Annotated in this window: 16 protein-coding genes, 2 pseudogenes and 1 other annotated feature; of the genes and pseudogenes, 9 read left to right on the top strand and 9 right to left on the bottom strand. The window is 68.4% G+C overall.

The annotated features are described in order from the left end of the window. The 5 genes from AC1HC7_RS19285 to AC1HC7_RS19265 all read right to left on the bottom strand — a co-directional run. On the bottom strand, positions 1-793 hold a 793-nt coding region (locus tag AC1HC7_RS19285; RefSeq protein ID WP_479499327.1), incomplete at its 3' end, for a lysozyme family protein. A gap of 1 nt (position 794) precedes the next feature. Continuing rightward, positions 795-1,064: a flagellar biosynthetic protein FliQ gene (locus AC1HC7_RS19280; protein ID WP_479497367.1), complete on the bottom strand. Its 270-nt coding sequence runs from the start codon at positions 1,062-1,064 to the stop codon at positions 795-797. 5 nt (positions 1,065-1,069) lie between these two features. Next, entirely contained in the window at positions 1,070-1,375 is a 306-nt protein-coding gene (gene fliE, locus AC1HC7_RS19275; protein ID WP_479497366.1) for a flagellar hook-basal body complex protein FliE, read from the bottom strand. A 156-nt stretch (positions 1,376-1,531) separates the two neighbouring features. Then, positions 1,532-1,918 carry a flagellar basal body rod protein FlgC gene (gene flgC, locus AC1HC7_RS19270; protein WP_479497365.1) on the bottom strand — a complete coding sequence of 129 codons (387 nt, stop codon included), beginning with the start codon at positions 1,916-1,918 and terminating at the stop codon, positions 1,532-1,534. A gap of 35 nt (positions 1,919-1,953) precedes the next feature. Then, positions 1,954-2,364: a FlgB family protein gene (locus AC1HC7_RS19265; RefSeq protein ID WP_479497364.1), complete on the bottom strand. Its 411-nt coding sequence runs from the start codon at positions 2,362-2,364 to the stop codon at positions 1,954-1,956. 110 nt (positions 2,365-2,474) lie between these two features. Between AC1HC7_RS19265 and AC1HC7_RS19260 the strand changes: the two genes are divergently transcribed. The 5 genes from AC1HC7_RS19260 to AC1HC7_RS19240 all read left to right on the top strand — a co-directional run bounded on the left by AC1HC7_RS19260 (position 2,475) and on the right by AC1HC7_RS19240 (position 7,214). After that, positions 2,475-3,848, top strand: a complete 1,374-nt coding sequence (locus AC1HC7_RS19260) for a FliI/YscN family ATPase (RefSeq protein WP_479499326.1) — start codon at positions 2,475-2,477, stop codon at positions 3,846-3,848. A 276-nt stretch (positions 3,849-4,124) separates the two neighbouring features. Then, entirely contained in the window at positions 4,125-5,414 is a 1,290-nt protein-coding gene (locus AC1HC7_RS19255) for a flagellin N-terminal helical domain-containing protein (protein WP_479497362.1), read from the top strand. A gap of 155 nt (positions 5,415-5,569) precedes the next feature. Further along, positions 5,570-5,947 carry a flagellar biosynthesis regulator FlaF gene (gene flaF / locus AC1HC7_RS19250; RefSeq protein ID WP_479497361.1) on the top strand — a complete coding sequence of 126 codons (378 nt, stop codon included), beginning with the start codon at positions 5,570-5,572 and terminating at the stop codon, positions 5,945-5,947. Continuing rightward, entirely contained in the window at positions 5,947-6,351 is a 405-nt protein-coding gene (flbT, locus tag AC1HC7_RS19245) for a flagellar biosynthesis repressor FlbT (RefSeq protein WP_479497360.1), read from the top strand. Before flaF ends, flbT begins: the two co-directional genes overlap by 1 nt. After that, complete coding sequence (locus tag AC1HC7_RS19240; protein ID WP_479497359.1) at positions 6,348-7,214, top strand: DUF1217 domain-containing protein; 867 nt, start codon at positions 6,348-6,350, stop codon at positions 7,212-7,214. The genes flbT and AC1HC7_RS19240 overlap by 4 nt, the downstream gene beginning before the upstream one ends. A 67-nt stretch (positions 7,215-7,281) precedes the next feature. Here AC1HC7_RS19240 and AC1HC7_RS19235 read toward each other — a convergent pair. After that, a pseudogene (locus AC1HC7_RS19235) lies at positions 7,282-7,563 on the bottom strand (integrase core domain-containing protein); the annotation flags it as partial. Between the two features lie 82 nt (positions 7,564-7,645). Between AC1HC7_RS19235 and AC1HC7_RS19230 the strand changes: the two are divergent. Beyond that, a pseudogene (locus AC1HC7_RS19230) lies at positions 7,646-8,916 on the top strand (IS3 family transposase). Further along, positions 7,894-8,010 (top strand) — a sequence feature (AL1L pseudoknot). Its footprint overlaps the pseudogene before it by 117 nt. Positions 8,917-8,998: 82 nt before the next feature. Here the strand turns inward: AC1HC7_RS19230 and AC1HC7_RS19225 are convergent. From AC1HC7_RS19225 to AC1HC7_RS19215, 3 genes are all read right to left on the bottom strand, one after another. Further along, positions 8,999-10,552: a malonate--CoA ligase gene (locus AC1HC7_RS19225; RefSeq protein WP_479497358.1), complete on the bottom strand. Its 1,554-nt coding sequence runs from the start codon at positions 10,550-10,552 to the stop codon at positions 8,999-9,001. Positions 10,553-10,615: 63 nt separating this feature from the next. Beyond that, the gene (locus AC1HC7_RS19220) at positions 10,616-11,431 is read right to left on the bottom strand and encodes an FkbM family methyltransferase (protein ID WP_479497357.1); all 816 of its coding nucleotides are present in this window, start codon (positions 11,429-11,431) and stop codon (positions 10,616-10,618) included. Next, positions 11,428-11,820, bottom strand: coding sequence for a 5-carboxymethyl-2-hydroxymuconate Delta-isomerase (locus AC1HC7_RS19215; RefSeq protein ID WP_479497356.1), 393 nt, complete (start codon positions 11,818-11,820; stop codon positions 11,428-11,430). The genes AC1HC7_RS19220 and AC1HC7_RS19215 overlap by 4 nt, the downstream gene beginning before the upstream one ends. 174 nt (positions 11,821-11,994) lie before the next feature. On the opposite strand from AC1HC7_RS19215, the gene AC1HC7_RS19210 reads away from it, so the two are divergent. The 3 genes from AC1HC7_RS19210 (at position 11,995) to AC1HC7_RS19200 (ending at position 15,678) form a co-directional block, all read left to right on the top strand. Beyond that, positions 11,995-13,914 carry an OmpA family protein gene (locus tag AC1HC7_RS19210; RefSeq protein ID WP_479497355.1) on the top strand — a complete coding sequence of 640 codons (1,920 nt, stop codon included), beginning with the start codon at positions 11,995-11,997 and terminating at the stop codon, positions 13,912-13,914. Then, positions 13,911-14,279, top strand: a complete 369-nt coding sequence (locus AC1HC7_RS19205; protein WP_479497354.1) for a hypothetical protein — start codon at positions 13,911-13,913, stop codon at positions 14,277-14,279. Before AC1HC7_RS19210 ends, AC1HC7_RS19205 begins: the two co-directional genes overlap by 4 nt. 88 nt (positions 14,280-14,367) lie before the next feature. Further along, complete coding sequence (locus AC1HC7_RS19200; protein WP_479497353.1) at positions 14,368-15,678, top strand: glutamine synthetase family protein; 1,311 nt, start codon at positions 14,368-14,370, stop codon at positions 15,676-15,678. The last annotated feature ends 7 nt before the right edge of the window (positions 15,679-15,685 follow it).

Raw genomic sequence — 15,685 nt, 5'->3', positions numbered from 1 at the left:
CCGGGGGGGGGGGGGCGGCCCGCAGGCCGCCGCCCCGCGCCCGGCCCCGCCCGCCCCCCCCCCCGCGCCGCGCCTGCCGCGCGGCGTCGGGGGGGCTAACGGCCAGCGACCCGGCGCCGCCGGGCGTCGAGATCAGCGCGATCAGCGGCCCGCCGGGCGGGATCGGCACGCGCGGCCGGGTCCGGTCGCGCGGCGCGGCGCCGGGCATGGTCAGCCCCGGCGCGGGCATGGCCGGCGCGGATCCCAGCGAAGCGAGGATGCGTTCGAAACGCGCGCGGTAGCGTTTGGCGTATTTCGGGGTGCGCGAATGGTAGAACGCCGCCGCCGCCTCCCATGATCCGGTTTCGGCGTGCAGCTCCTTGATGAACCTGGCCGCGTAGGCGGCGTTGAGATCCGGGTCGAACATCGATTCGACCGACTCGAACGCCGCGCCGTGCCAGCGGTAGTTGATCTGGAAACAGCCCACGTCGTAGCTGCGCGCGCCCTTGGCGTGGCGCTCGCGCACGAAAGCCAGCGCGGCGGCGCGGTCGTCGAACCAGCGTCCGACGCCCTCCATGTTGACGGTCCAGGCCCAGGGCCGCTGCACGCCGTCGCGCTTGCGCCCGGTCTCGGCCAGGGTCAGGGCGCGCAGCACGTTGACCGGCACGCCCGCCGCGCGCGCCGCGCGCGCGGCGGCGCGTTCGCAGATCTGCGCCGGGCGTTCGATCCCGCGCCCGCCACCGGTCGCGGCGACGCCGGGCGCCGGCGCCGCGAACAGCGCCAGCAGGACAGCGGGCAGGCGGCGCCAGGCCATGTCAGATCCCCGCAATCAACGGGATCACGCGATCCTGATAAAAGCTCACGAACAGCTCCGTCATGTAGCCCATGGTGACCCAGAACATGATCGCGATGGCGCCAAGCTTGGGCACGAAGGTCAGGGTCTGCTCCTGCACCGATGTCAGCGCCTGGAACAGCCCGATGGCCAGCCCGGTGATCAGCGCCACGGCGAGAATCGGCAGCGCCGCGCTGAAGGCGGCCCATATGCCCTCGCGCAGCACGTCCATCAACTGGAGCGCGTCCAGCATGGCGGTCAGACCGGCATGCGCAGGATTTCCTGATAGGCCTCGACCACCTTGTCGCGCATGGTCACCGCGGTCTCCACCGCCAGTTCCGACGCGGTGAGCGCGGAGACCACGGATTGCGCGTCGGCCCGCCCGGCCATGCCGGCCTTGGCGGTCTGCTCGCCCTGGCGGATGGTGTCGATGAACGAGGCGGCGGCGGCGGCGAAGCCTCCGCCGGAATCGGCGCCGCGCGCCTGTCTGACGCCGTCGGTGGGCTGCACCGCCGGCTGCAGGCTGGAATAGAGCTGGGAGGCGAGACTCGCGCTGGTTTCCATCAGGGGGAACTCCTTTCTGGAGGCGCTCCTTGCGGAGCTGGGGGTCTGGAGGCGCTCCTTGCGGAGCTGGGGGTCTGGAGGCGCTCCTTGCGGAGCTGGGGGGTCTGGAGGCGCTTCTTGCGAAGCTGGGAAGATCAAATCATGAGCAAAACCGCGTCAGCGCCGGAGCAGCCCGAGCAGCTCCGTGGTCATCTGCCGCGCCTGGTCGAACATCTTGAGATTGGCCTCGTAGCTGCGCTGGGCCTCGCGCGCGTTGGCGATCTCGACCATGAGATCGACGCTCGACCCCTCGTAGTAGCCGCTCTCGTCGGCCATGGGATGCTTGGGATCGTAGATCTCCGGCAGCTTGGAGCGATCGAGCTGCACCCGCCCGGCCCGCACCACGCCGCCGTCGGCGTCCTGCATCTTCTCGAACGGCACCATCTTTCGCCGGTAGCCGGGGGTGTCGACATTGGCCAGATTTTCGGTGGTGATCCGCAGCCGCGCGGCCTGCGCGGTCATGCCGCTGGCGGCGGCGGACATGGATTTCATCAGGTCGGACATGGCTCAGGCTCCCGAAATGGGCGTGTCTGGGGGGATCAGCGGCTGCGACCGAGGCCGGCGCGAAGAATGTCGATGGATTTTCGCCAGACGCCGAGCGCGAGATCATGCTCCATGCGCAGCTCGGCGCTGCGAATCATCTGATCTTCAAGCGAAACGGTGTTGCCGTTGGGCGAGGCGGCGCCGATTCGCGCCTGCTCGGTGATCCGCGCGCCCTCGGGCGCGGGCGACGCGCCGATATGCCCCGGACGCGTGGCGGCGAGTCGGAACGGCGCGGCGTCATCGAGCGCGGCGCGCGCCGCGTAGCTGTCGGCAAACGGCTTCAGGTCGCGGGCCTTGTAGCCGGGCGTGTCCGCGTTGGCGATGTTGCGCGCCACCACGGACTGACGGCGCTCGGCGTGGATCGCAAGCTGCGACGCCATGTTCAGGATCTTCAGATCGGTCGGCATGTCCGGGTTTCTCCCTCGAACCATTTCGAAATCGAGAGTTAACCCTTGATGGTTGACAACTCGTAACCGGAAACGCCGTTGCGCGCCCGATTCGAAACACCGGAGCCCCCATGATCGACCTCACTCAGCTGGAAGCGGAACTCAACGCAATCTCCCCGACGCGGCGCGGCGGCACGGTGAGCTGCGTGAACAGCGGCGCGCTGACCCTGCGCGGGCTGGCCCCCCGGGCGCGGCTTGGCGATCAGATCGTGGTGGAGGCCCGGCGCGGCAGCCTTCGTGAATCTCAAGCTCATGAAATAAAAGGTGAAATTGTCTCTCTTGGTGATGATCACGCGATCGCCATGGCCTATGAGCCGACCGACGGAATCGCCCTTGGCGACCCGGTCTGGCTGGTGCGCGAAAGCGGGTTGCGCCCGTGCCGAGACTGGGTCGGGCGGGTGATCGACGCCTTCGGAAAACCGCTCGACGGGCGACCGCTGCCGGTGGGCCGGCACGCCGCGCCGCTGCGCCGAAACCCGCCCGAAGCGATTCGCCGCCGCAGGCTCGGGGCGCGACTTTCCACCGGACTTTCGGCGTTCGACACCATGCTGCCGCTGGCGCGGGGCCAGAGAATTGGCATTTTCGCCGGCTCGGGCGTCGGCAAATCCATGCTGCTCGCCGATCTGGCGCGCGGGGTCGAGGCGGATATCGTGGTGGTCGCCCTGATCGGCGAGCGCGGCCGCGAGCTGCGCGAGTTCATCGACAACGTGCTCGGCCCGGAGGGCATGGCCCGCGCCGTCGTGGTCACCGCCACCTCCGACCAGTCGCCGCTGGTCAAGCGCCGCGCCGCCTGGGCCGCGATGTCCGTGGCCGAGCATTTTCGCGATCAGGGCGAGCACGTGCTGCTGCTGGTCGATTCGATCACCCGGTTCGCCGAGGCCCATCGCGAGATCGCGCTCACCGCCGGCGAGCCCCCGAGCCTGCGCGCCTATCCGCCGTCCACCGCGAACCTGATCGCCGGGTTGGCCGAACGCGCCGGCCCCGGACCCGAGCGCGGCGATCGCGCCGGCGGCGACATCACCGCGGTGTTCAGCGTGCTGGTGGCCGGCGCCGACATGGAGGAACCCGTCGCCGACATCACCCGCGGCATCCTCGACGGGCATGTGATTCTCGACCGCAGCATCGCCGAGCGCGGTCGATTCCCCGCCATCGACATCCGTCGCAGCGTGTCGCGCTGCCTGCCGGGCGCGGCGAACGAATCGGAAAACGCCCTGATCGCGCGCGCGCGTCGGGTTCTGGGCGCCTATGAATCCGCGGCGCCGATGATCCAGGCCGGGCTGTATCGCGCCGGCGCCGACCCGGCGCTCGACGCCGCGATCCGCATTCATCCGGCGCTGGACGAGTTTCTCGCCACGCGCGCGCGCGCGGGCGCCGAAGACAGCTTCAGACGACTCGCGGCCTGCCTCGACGGCGGCGAGCCCCCGGCCGGCCGGCGGGAGGCCTGACGTCGCGGAAAAGCCGGAATGCGGAAAACATTTCTTAAAAAACGCCGATAATTCAATATTTTATATTCATGCAGCGGCGCAAATTATTCTCGGGCCGAGTAACCGTCTCTTATGGTTTTGCCGCAAGTATCGTCATCGCGGCCTTGGAAGGGTCGGCGCGGAGAACCTCGAAGGTCCACTCCGCAACCGTCAGAACGGCGACGAGCGGGTCGGTGAATTCCGGTCCTAAACTGAAACGCGGCGTCAAAGCGCCGCTCGCCTGAGAAAGACAGAAAAATGGGAAGCATTCTGACAAACAACGGCGCGATGGTCGCGCTCCAGACCCTCAAGTCCATCAACAAGGGCCTTGAGCAGGTCCAGAACCAGATTTCCACCGGCAAGAAAGTCGGCAACGCCAAAGACAATTCCGCGATCTACGCGATCTCCAAGGTCATGCAGTCCGACGTGAAGGGATTCAAGGGCATCAGCGAATCGCTGTCGCTGGGCAATTCGACCGTCTCCGTGGCGCGTCAGGCCGCTGAAACCGTCACCGACCTGCTGACCGACATCAAGGGCAAGATCGTCGCCGCCCAGGAAGACAATGTCGATCGCGCCAAGATCCAGACCGACATCTCCGCGCTGCGCTCCCAGATCACCTCGGTGGTCGGCGCCGCTCAGTTCAACGGCCTGAATCTGATCAACGGCTCGGTCACCTCCACCAACGCCAACGGCAACACCGGCGTCGACGTGCTGTCCTCGCTCGACCGCGACTCCTCGGGCGCCGTCACGTCCAGCAGCATCGGCGTGGATCAGCAGAACCTGTCTCTGGGCGCGGGCACCACGCTCAACTCCGCGGCGGTCAGCGTCGGCACCGATGGCGGCACGGCCAACGTGATCGACAAGAACGACGGCGGGACCAACGACTCGATCACCATCGACACCTTCCAGTTCCTTGACAACTCCGGCGGCGACACCGCGACGGAGGCGCTTTCCAACGCCGCCGCAGGCGTGGACAACGCGGTCGGTACGGGCCTGGTCGAAGGCGATCAGATCAGCCTGCAGATCGGCTCCGTGGAAGGCGTCTACACGATCAAGGAAGGCGACACCGCCGAATCCGCGGTGTCCGGCCTGAAAAACGCGCTGCTGGCGGCTGGTCTCGACACCAACAACTTCACCTTCGACCTGTCGACCCCCGATGAGCTGACGATCACCAACAACACCAATGCCGACGCCGCCTTCACCTTCGGTGCGTCGCGCGGTTCGGGCGGCCTTTCGGCTCTGGCGAGCGTGGACGTGTCCACGGCCGCCGGCGCCACCTCCGCCTTGGCGGAGATCGAAGGCCTGATCCAGACTTCGGTCGATGCGGCGTCCGAATTCGGTTCCGTTCAGGGCCGGATCGACATCCAGGCCGACTTCATCTCGAAGCTGACCGACTCGCTGAAATCGGGCATCGGCGCGCTGGTGGACGCGGATCTGGAGGAGGCCTCGGCCCGCCTTCAGTCCCTGCAGGTGCAGCAGCAGCTGGGCGTTCAGGCTCTGTCGATCGCCAACCAGGCGCCGCAGAGCGTGCTGTCGCTCTTCCGCTGACGGAAATAGCCCGGGGCCGGCTTCGGCCGGCCCCGGGTCTTCGTCACCGCGAGCATTTCAGGCGCGCTTGATCCCGTTGAGACAGGGTCTGCCGCGACCGGCGACGCTCCGCGCCCCGCTTGGGTCCGGCTGCGCGCCCGTACCGAGGAACACCGATGAACACCGCCGCACTCGCTTCCACGGCCTACGGCGACTCCCAATCCGCCGTGCGTACGCCCCGGCAGGACGAATACCGCGCCTTCGCGCTGGTAACGCACCGGCTCACGACGGCTTCCGCGGAGGGCCGCGCCGGCTTCCCGCGCCTCGCGGCCGCCATTCACGACAATCTGCGGCTATGGACTGCATTGGCCGCGGATGTGGCGCTCGGCGACAACGCACTTCCTGCGCAACTGCGCGCCCAGATATTCTATCTCTCGGAGTTCACCAGAGCTCACAGCCGGAAAGTGCTGTCCGGCGACGCCGAGGCCGACGCCCTGATCGACATCAACACGGCGATGATGAAGGGGCTGCGAAACGCTCCGGAGCTCGTCTGATGCCTGGCCTGATCCTGAAACTCGGGCCCGGCGAACGCGTCATGGTCAACGGCGTGGTTATGGAAAACGGATCGCGGCGATCTCGCCTCAACATCCTGACGCCTGACGCCAACGTGCTGCGCCTGCGCGACGCGATCCACCCCGAGGAGGCGAACACGCCGGTGCGCAGAGTGTGCTACATCGCGCAACTCGTTCTCGCCGGAGAGGCGGCGGTTGAAAACGCCGGCCCGCAGCTCCTGACCGGCATCGAACAACTGAGCCGCGTGTTCACGGACGCCGACAGCAATCTCCGCTTGACCGAGGCGACCCGCCATGTCCTCGGCGGCAGATACTATCCGGCGCTGAAAGCCTTGCGATCGCTGCTGCCGCGCGAATCTCGCCTGATGGAAACCGCTGGGCAATGAGCTTTCAGCCAGTTGTTCCCCTTTCCGGCCTTGGCGGCTGGCGCTTTCTTGAGCGCACTGAAGCAAGCCAACGCGCCGCATTCGGCGGCGGACCGGCTCTGGCGCGCGACATAGCCTATTTCAAAGAGAACATATCCTCGGCCACGACCGCCGCAGATCTTGTTGCCAATCCACGGTTGCTGAGGGTCGCTCTCGGCGCGTTCGGCCTTGACGACGACGCAAACAAGCAGGCCCTTGTTCGCAGAGTCCTGGAGGAAGGCTCTCAGGATTCGGCAAGCTTTGCAAATCGACTGGTGGACCCGCGGTATAAAAGACTTGCTGAGGCGTTCGGGTATGGCGACGCGGGCGGCGCACGCGTGGGCCTTCCCGGCTTCGCCGACAATCTTTCAGCCGCCTACCAGGACCGGCAGTTCGAGATCGCGGTGGGCGAATCCAATCCCACGCTTCGGCTGGCCCTGAATTTTCGGCGCGAGATCTCCACTTTCGCCAACGCCAGGTACCCGGACGGCGCGGCCTGGTTCTCGGTGATGGGCGACCCGCCCGTGCGCAGCGTCCTGGAAGCGGCATTCAATCTTACGCCTGAACTGGGAAAGCTCGACATTGATTTGCAGAGAGACATTTTCCGCGACAAGATGTCTGCGGAATTCTCTGACAGCTCGCTGGCGGTGTTCAAGGATCCCGGCGCAGTGGACGTGATATTGCGAAAATTCATCGCACGGAGATCTGCCGAAGAAGGCCCAAGCGCATCAACGCCGGGCTCGGCGGCGCTTTCGCTGCTGCAATCGACTGGGGGCATCGGGGGCATCAGCATCGAAAATCTGCTGGCGTCCAATGCGCTGCGAACGCTCGCCCCGATTACTTGAATCCAAGTCGTGCAAAATACAGACCCATTTTAAGATCATAGTAGTTTAAATTTTCTTGTTCGTTCAATCAAAATGTGAAATTCAGGCGCAGATATTCACAGGCAAGAATTTCATGGCTTACTGGCGACACATAGCCCAACGCTGAATGGCGTCGGCCGGGATTGCGCCGGCCCTGGAATGGCTGCAAGGCGGCCATGCGGGTTTCTTCAGCCTTGGTCCGGAACATCCGCCTGTCGGGCAGTTCGCATTCGAGGGTGGCGAAGAAGCTCTCGCACATCGCATTGTCGCAGGAGTCGCCGACCGACCTCTTCGAGGGCCGCAGGCCGACCTCCTTGCAGCGCAGACTGAACCGCGCCGGGTTTGCCGGAGGCTCCAACACCTGATCGGGATGGAGCATCATGAGCAAAACAACGAACAAGTAATCCTCGGAAATGCGCGAACGTGCCGTGCGGATGGTATTCGACAATCAAGGGCGGCATGAGAGCCGCCGGTCTGCGATCCTGTCGATCTATGCGAAGATCGGCTGAGCGCCGCAAACGCTGAATGAGTGGGGCAAGAAAGCCGAGGTCGACAGCGGCCGACGCGGCGGCATCCCGACCGAAACGGTCGAGAAGATGAAGGCCCCTGAGCGCGACAACCGGGAACTGAAACAGGCCAACGAGATCCTTCGCAAGGCATCGGCATATTTTGCGCAGGCGGAGCTCGACCGCCCATTCAAACGATGATCCAGTTCATAGAAGATCACCGCGCTGACCACGGGGTCGAACCAATCTGCCGCGTGCTGCCGATTGCCCCTGCGACGTTCTATGAAAACCTGGTCAAGCGCGCCGATCCATCGCGTCTATCGGATCGGGCGCAGCGCAACGCGGAACTCAAGCCCGAGATCAAGCGGGTCTTTGAGGACAAGGACCAGCGTCTATGGCGTCCGGAATATCTGGCATCAGATGCGGCGGGAAGGATTAGATATTGCGCGCGGCACAATCGCCAGGTTGATGAAAAACATCGGGATTGAAGGCGTCATTCGCGGCAAGAAACCCAAGACGACGATTCCCGACAAGGCGCCGCCTTCCCGCTGGATCGGGTGAACCGCCAGGTCCACGCTCCTGCGCCAAACGTGCTTTGGGTCAGCGACTTCACCTATGTCGCCACGTGGCGGGGCTTTGTCTATGTCGCCTTTGTCATCGACGTATTTGCCCGCCGGATGGTCGCTTGGCGGGCCAGCCGCACGGCCAGTGCGGACTTCGTTCTGGATGCTTTGGAACAAGCCAGTCATCAACGCAGGCCAGCACAGGACAAGCTCGTCCATCATTCGGATCGCGGATCGCAATATCTGTCCATCAAATACACGGAACGGCTGGCCGAAACCAAGATCGCGCCGTCCGTCGGCAGTGTCGGAGAGTCCCATGACAACGGCCCGTTCAAAGCCGAGGTCATTCATCGACGGGGACCCTGGCGCAATTTTGAAGCCGTCGAATGCGCCACACTCGAATGGGTCGACTGGTTCAACAACCGCCGCCTTCTGGAACCCATCAGGAACATCCCGCCGGCAGAAGCCGAGGCAAACTTCTACGCGGCTCTGGAAAGAAAGGACATGGCCGCGCAACTTAGACAAATCAGCATCCGGCAAACCCGGCGCGGTTCACTGCTGCGGCAACGCGGCCGTCGAGACCTTCTTCAAGACAATCAAGGCCGAGCCGCATGAATGAGAAGCCGGAGCGACATCAAGCCGTGGCAGGTCCATCACGGCAACCGTCATGTTGCCGGGTTCTGATCCAGAGCCCAAATCAACCGACCCCGTCGTTTCGATTCCACCCGTCGCGCTTCACGAACGCATCCGCGTATGCGCGACGCAACTCGGCCTTTTGCACCTTGCCCATCGCGTTTCTCGGCAGCGCGTCCAGGAACTCGATCAGCTTGGGTTGCTTGAACTTCGCCAGGCGATCCGCAAGCGCCGAACGGATGTCCGCAGCGGTCAGCGCTGCGCCCCGCGCGCCCGGCGCGCGCACCACCGCCGCGGCGACGCCTTCGCCGAAATCCGGATGCGGCAGGCCGAACACCGCGCTTTCCAGCACGCCGTCGATGGCGTCGATTTCGGATTCGACCTCCCTGGGATAGACGTTGAACCCGCCGGAGATGATCAGATCCTTGCCTCGTCCGACGATCTGCACGTAGCCGCGTTCGTCGATCAGGCCGAGATCGCCGGTGATGAACCAGCCATCGGGGCGCAGTTCCTCGGCGGTCTTTTCCGGCATGCGCCAATAGCCGGAGAAAACATTGGGGCCGCGCACCTCCAGCGTGCCGATCTCGCCGCGCGCAACCGCCGCGCCGCCATCCATGATCCGCACCTCCACGCCCGGCAGCGGAAACCCCACCGTGCCGGCGCGACGATCGCCGTCATAGGGGTTGGAGGTGTTCATGTTGGTTTCGGTCATGCCGTAGCGTTCGAGGATCGCGTGGCCGGTGCGGGCGCGCCACTGATCGTGGGTTTCGGCCAGAAGCGGCGCCGAACCCGACACGAACAGGCGCATGTTGGCGCACAGATCCGGCGTCAGTTCCGGGCGCGCCAGCAGCCGCGTGTAGAAAGTGGGCACGCCCATCATCGCCGTGGCGCGTGGCAGGGCGTCCAGCACCGCCTCTGCGTCGAAACCGGGCTGGAATATCACCGCCCCCCCGGCCATCAACGTCACGTTGGTGGCGACGAACAGCCCGTGCGTATGAAAGATCGGCAAGGCGTGGATCAACACGTCATTGGCGGAAAATCGCCAATAGTCGCGCAAAGTCAGTGAGTTGGATGTCAGCGCCCGGTGACTGAGCATCGCGCCCTTGGATCGTCCCGTTGTGCCCGAGGTATAGAGGATCGCGGCCAGATCCTCGGCGCCCCGCGCCACCGGTTCGATCGGCGCCGCCGCGTCGAGGGCCTCGGAAAGCGCGCCCTCCCCGGCCCCGTCCAGCGTCAGCAGCGGCACGCCTGGCGCGACGATCTCCTGCAGCGCCGCGCGCTTGCCCGGGTCGCAGATGAAAACCGCCGGTTCAGCATCGCCGAGGAAATAGCCAAGCTCGGCGGCGGTGTAGGCGGGGTTGAGCGGCAGGAACGCCGCCCCCGCCATCACGGCGCCCAGATACAGTTCGATCGCGCGCAAAGACTTGTCGACCTGGGCCGCCACCCGATCGCCCGGCGCCACCCCAAGCGCGACCAGCGCCCCGGCGCAGCGCGCGGCGTTGTCGAACAGCGCGCCGTAGCTGCGGGTTCCGCCATCGGGCAAATGCGCGAACACCGCGTCCTCGCGCCCGACCGAGGCCGCGCGCAGGGCGGCGACAAGATGATTCCGATCGTGCATGCGGGGCTCCTGCGGGGGCGGGTTTCAAAGGCCCGATCTGGTTAGGCGGCGCCGCGCGACGGGTCAAGCGCGCGCGATATCCGCGGGGTCGGCGCCCCGCATCGCGCCGGGCAGGGCGTAAAGCTCGTCCTGCCCGCAATACTCGATCAGGTCGTAGCCCGCGGCGCGCATGATCCGGCCGATCTCCGGGCCGCCCGCATTGTTCTCGATGCTCCAGGCGGCGATGTCGTAGCGATCGAAGGGGAATGATTCAAGAATCGCCAGCTCGCCCCCCTCCACGTCCAGCGACACGTAGTCGACGGCGCGCAGCCCGGCCTCGTCGAGAATGTCGGGCAGGGTGCGGGTCTGCACGGCGAAGCGGCGCTCCTCATGCGCCGGGTTGCCGCGCACCGCATCGAGCAGCCCCGGGTCGTAGCTGGCCACCAACCCGCTCATCTGCCGGTAGCCGGAGGTGATCTCCATGAACTCCGCCTCGCCGCGCGCGCCCGCCACCGCCGCACGCAGGCAGGGGCAGCGGCGCAGGGCGCGGGCCTCGGCGATGCGCGCCGGCGAGGGTTCGACCAGCACGCCGCTCCAGTCCCGAAAAAGTTCGAAAAACAGCGTGTTAGACCCCTCCGCCCCGTCGAACCCCCCGAGATCGACGAAAGTCCCGCGCCGCTTGCCGCGAAACACCAGCGCATCCAGCCGCATGTCCTGCCCGGCTTGCGAGAACCCCAGCCGGGCGCGCTCGGGGCGCTGCATCTTCGCGGCGTCCCAGCGGATCTGGTTGAGGGCGCCCCGGGCGCGGCCGCGTTCGCGCCCGAGACCGGCAAGCGCGGCGGATTCAGCCTCGGCCAGCAGGGCGCGGGCCTGTTCGATGAGCGCGCGCGGGTCGCTCATGACGCGCCCCGCGACAGGCGTTCATGGGTCGGGTTGCGCTTGAAGGCGGCGACCGGGTCGATCTCCACCATCTCCAGCGACAGCGCCAGTTCGAAAGCGTCGCTCGCCTCGGCCAGCCCCGCGACCAGCGCCGCGAACACCAGTTCGCCGGCGCGTTGGCGGGTCTCGGGCGCGCGCCCGGCGCCGATGCGCGCCACTGCATGCACGAAGGCGCAGCGCGGATCGCCGTCCGCCATGACGAAATGCGCGCAGCGATGGGCGCGCACGCGAATGCCCGCCAGCGGGAACGCGCCGGTCTCGGCCATGGCGTCGCGCAACCGCGCGCAAAGCCGGTCGACATCGGCGACGGCGTCGAGATTGGGCGAGTATTCGAGGATCAAATGCGGCATGGCGTGACGATCTGCTGGCGCGGCGACGGCGCCCCGATGCAACGAAGGGGTTGCGGCAAGGGCCGCCGGCGCAATATTTCTGTCTGCGCGCGCAGTGTAGCAGCGGCGCGCGGCGGCGCAGCCAAAAACCGCGGCGACGCGGGCCGCGCGATCGGAATCGGGAGGCAGGCGGACATGAACGGCATCCGGGCGCGCATCGGTCTGGGCATGATGGCGCTGATCGCGCTGGCCGGGCCGGGCGCGTGGGCGCTTTCGGGCTGGATCGAGGCGCGGGTCGCCGCCGAGGCGCGGGCGGCGGTCGCGCCTTTCGCCTGGCTGCGACTGGACGTGGACGGCGCGCATCTGACCGCGCGCGGCGCGGCCCCGGACGCGGCGGCGCGGCTGGCGGCGCTCGACGCGCTGGCCGCGCTCGGCGGCGTCACGCGGCTGACCGACCGGCTGGTGATCGCCCTGGCGCCGCCGCCGCCGCAGCCCCCCGATCAGCCGCCGCTGGTGGTGGCGATCCGGGACGCCGACGGCGTCACGCTCGCCGGGCGCAGCCCTGGCGAGGCCGGGGCGATCGAGGCCTGGCGCGCCGCCCTGCCGGCGGATCTGGCGCTGACCGACGCCACCCTGCCCGCCGCCGATGCCGCCGATCCCGCGGCCTGGCGCCTGGCCCGCGACTATGCCGCCGCGCTGCTGACCCGGCTGCCCCAGGGGCGCGTCGAGATCGCCCCGGGCCGCTTGCGGCTGAAAACCCGCGCCGACACTCCGCTGGCCAAGGCGGCGATGGCGCGGCGCATCCGCGACGAAGCCCCCGACGGGCTGGCGCTTGAGATCGAGATCTTCGCGCCACGCCCGGCGCTCAGCCCATTTCGCTTCGCCGCCGCGCGCACCGGCAACGGCGCGACGCTGCTAGCCTGTCATGCGAGCTCCGAGGCCGAGGCCGCGTCCCTGCTCGCCGCCTTCGCCGCCCTGCCCTCGCCCGACGATGCGGCGCAAGGCCAGCGCGCGGCGCTGCCGGCGCCGCGCTGCGAGGTGGGTCTCGGCGCGCCCTCGGGCGCCTGGAACGAGGCGGTGCTGGCCGGGCTGGCGGCGCTGGCCGCCCTGCCCGCCGCGCGTTTCGAACTGATGGACAGCGAGGCGCGGCTGACCGGGCTCGCCCCGACGCCGCTGGAGCGGTTCGAAACCGCGGCGCGCAGGCTGGATCTGGCGCTGGGCGCCGCCTATTCCATGACCGCCATCGCCCCGCCGCCGCCCCCCGCGCCGCCCCCCGCGCCAGCCGGCGCCGATCAGGCGCCGCGCTGGTTCGCCGCCAGCCGCGGCGTGCGGGGCGTGTCGCTCAGCGGCGCCGCGCCCGACGAGACCACGCGGGTGGCGGTGGCGAGCTATGCGCGGGCGCTGTTCGGCGCCGCCTCGGTGCGCGACCGGCTGACGGTGTCGCCGACCCCGCCGCCCATGGGCTGGCGGCGCGCGGCGCTCGCCGGGCTGGAGGCGCTGGCGCGTCTGCAATCGGGCACGGCGGCCTATGACGGCGCGCGGCTGGAACTGGTGGGCGTGGTCGCCGCCCCCGAGGACGTGCCCGCCGCGCGCGCGGCGCTGGCCGAGGCGCCGGGCGGGCTCGACGCCACCGGCAGCCGGCTGCGCGTTGACCTGCCCGCGCTGGCCGCAAGGCTGCCGGTCGGGCCGCGCGACTGCATCGCGCGGCTCGGGGCCGTTGAATCCGCGGCCCCGATCGCCTTCGCCCCGTCCTCGGCGGAAATCCAGCGCAGCAGCGCGCTGACCCTGAACCGGCTGGCGGCGCTGCTGCGCCGTTGCCGGGGCGTCACCGTCGAGATCGGCGGGCACACCGACAGCCAGGGACGCGAAAGCACCAATCTGCGCCTGTCGCGCGCCCGCGCCGACGCGGTGCTTGAAGCGCTGTTCGCGCGCGGCGTGTCGCTGGAGAAAATGCGCGCCGCGGGGTATGGAGAAAGCCGGCCCATCGCCGACAACGCCACCGAGACCGGTCGCGCCCGCAACCGCCGCATCGCCTTCACCGCGCTCGCCCCCGCGCCGGCGGCCCTTGCCGCCGCCGATCCCGCCGCGCCGACCAGCACGGACCCCGCCCAATGACCCGCATCGAACTCACCGCCGCCATCGCCGTCATCCTGCTGCTCGCCGCGGCGATCGGCTGGGCGCTGCACGCGCTCTGGGCGCGGCTGATCCGCGGCGGGGCGCCGGCGCTGGCCGAACATTCGCAGATGGCCGACCTGCTGCTCGCCGCCAATGCGGAGCGCGATGCGGCGCTGACCCGGGAGCGCGAGACCGAGGCCCGGCTCACCGCCGCCCACGCGGCCGAGCGGGCCGAGCTGAGCGCGCGCCTCGCCGAGCGCGAGGCCGAGATCGCCGCCACCATGGAGTCGCTGGGCGATCTGCGCCGCGAGATCGCCGACTGGCGCGCCGCCTACGAGGCCATGAAGCGCCAGCACGACGACTGACCAGCGCCGCGCGCGGGCGTCTTGCTCTCGCCCCGCGCCGGGTCTATTCCTGTTGTGATCACAAATCTCCGAACACCGCAGGACCAGAATGACTCAGGATTTCAACGCGCCGCCGCCGGCGGATCCGCCCGAGGGCGCGCACACCATCATCGTCGGGGTCGGCGACATCAACGGCATCATGCGCGGCAAGCGGGTGGCGGCGGCGCATTGGCCCTCGGTGCGCGCGCGCGGCGTGGCGCTCGACAACACGTTCTTCTCCATGGACGTGACCAGCCGGTTGATGCCGTCGAGCTATTCGGGCAAGGAAACCGGCTATCCCGACCTCCATATCCTGCCGCGCGGCCCGTTTCGCCCGGCGCCCGGCGAAGACGGCGTATGGCTGACGCTGGGCGCGGCGCGGGACCATCACGGCGCCCCGGTCCCGGTCGACCCCCGCCTGCCGCTGCTTGACGCCGTCGCGCGCGCCGCGGCGATGGATTTCGACGTGCAGATCGGCGCGGAGCTGGAATTCTACCTGCTCGACCCCGAAACCGGCCTGCCGCTTGACGACGACATGGAATGCTACGGGCTCGGCCGCGCCGCCGATCTGGAACCGATCCTCGGCCCGATCCGCCGCCATCTGACCGAAATGGGCGTGCCGATCGAGCAATCCAACCCGGAATTCGCCCCCGGTCAGGTGGAGATCAACATCCGCTACGGCCCGGCGCTGGAGGCCGCCGACCACGCCCTGCTGCTGCGCGCCACGGTCAAGCAGATGGCCAGGCGCCACGGGCTGCTGGCGAGCTTCATGGCCAAGCCTTTCATCGACCAGTCGGGATCCGGGTTTCACCTGCACCATTCGCTGTGGCGCGACGGGCGCAACGCCTTCGCCGCGGATGGCCGCATCAACGCGCTGGGGCGCAGCTATCTGGCCGGGATGCAGCGGCGCATGGCCGAGATGTCGCTGCTGGGCTCGACCACGCCCAACGCCTATCGCCGCCGGCGCCCCTACGCCTATTGCCCGACCAATGATTCATGGGCGGTGGACAACCGGTCGGTGGGGCTGCGGGTGATCGAGGGCCATGACAGCGCGGTGCGCATCGAAAAGCGCGACGGGGCGGCGGACGCCAACCCCTATCTGCTGATCGCCGCGGAAATCCACGCCGGGCTCGACGGCATCGAGGACGGGCGCGAGCCCGCCGCGCCCTCGCAGGGCGACGCCTATGACGAGGACTGGCACGCGCCGCTGCCCGCCAGCATGGCCGCCGCGCTGGAGGCGGCGCGGGGCTCCGCGTTTCTCGGACGCATCCTGCACCCGCAGATGCTGGAGCTGGCGCTGACCCAGGGCGCGCGGGAACTGGCGCTGCTGGAGGATCAGGTCACCCCGGTGGAGACCCGGCGCTATCTGCGCGCCATGTGATCGCAGG

Source organism: Oceanicella sp. (assembly GCF_056449545.1).
Note: the sequence above shows the minus strand (reverse complement) of the source record. Positions and strands in the feature narration are given on the sequence as shown.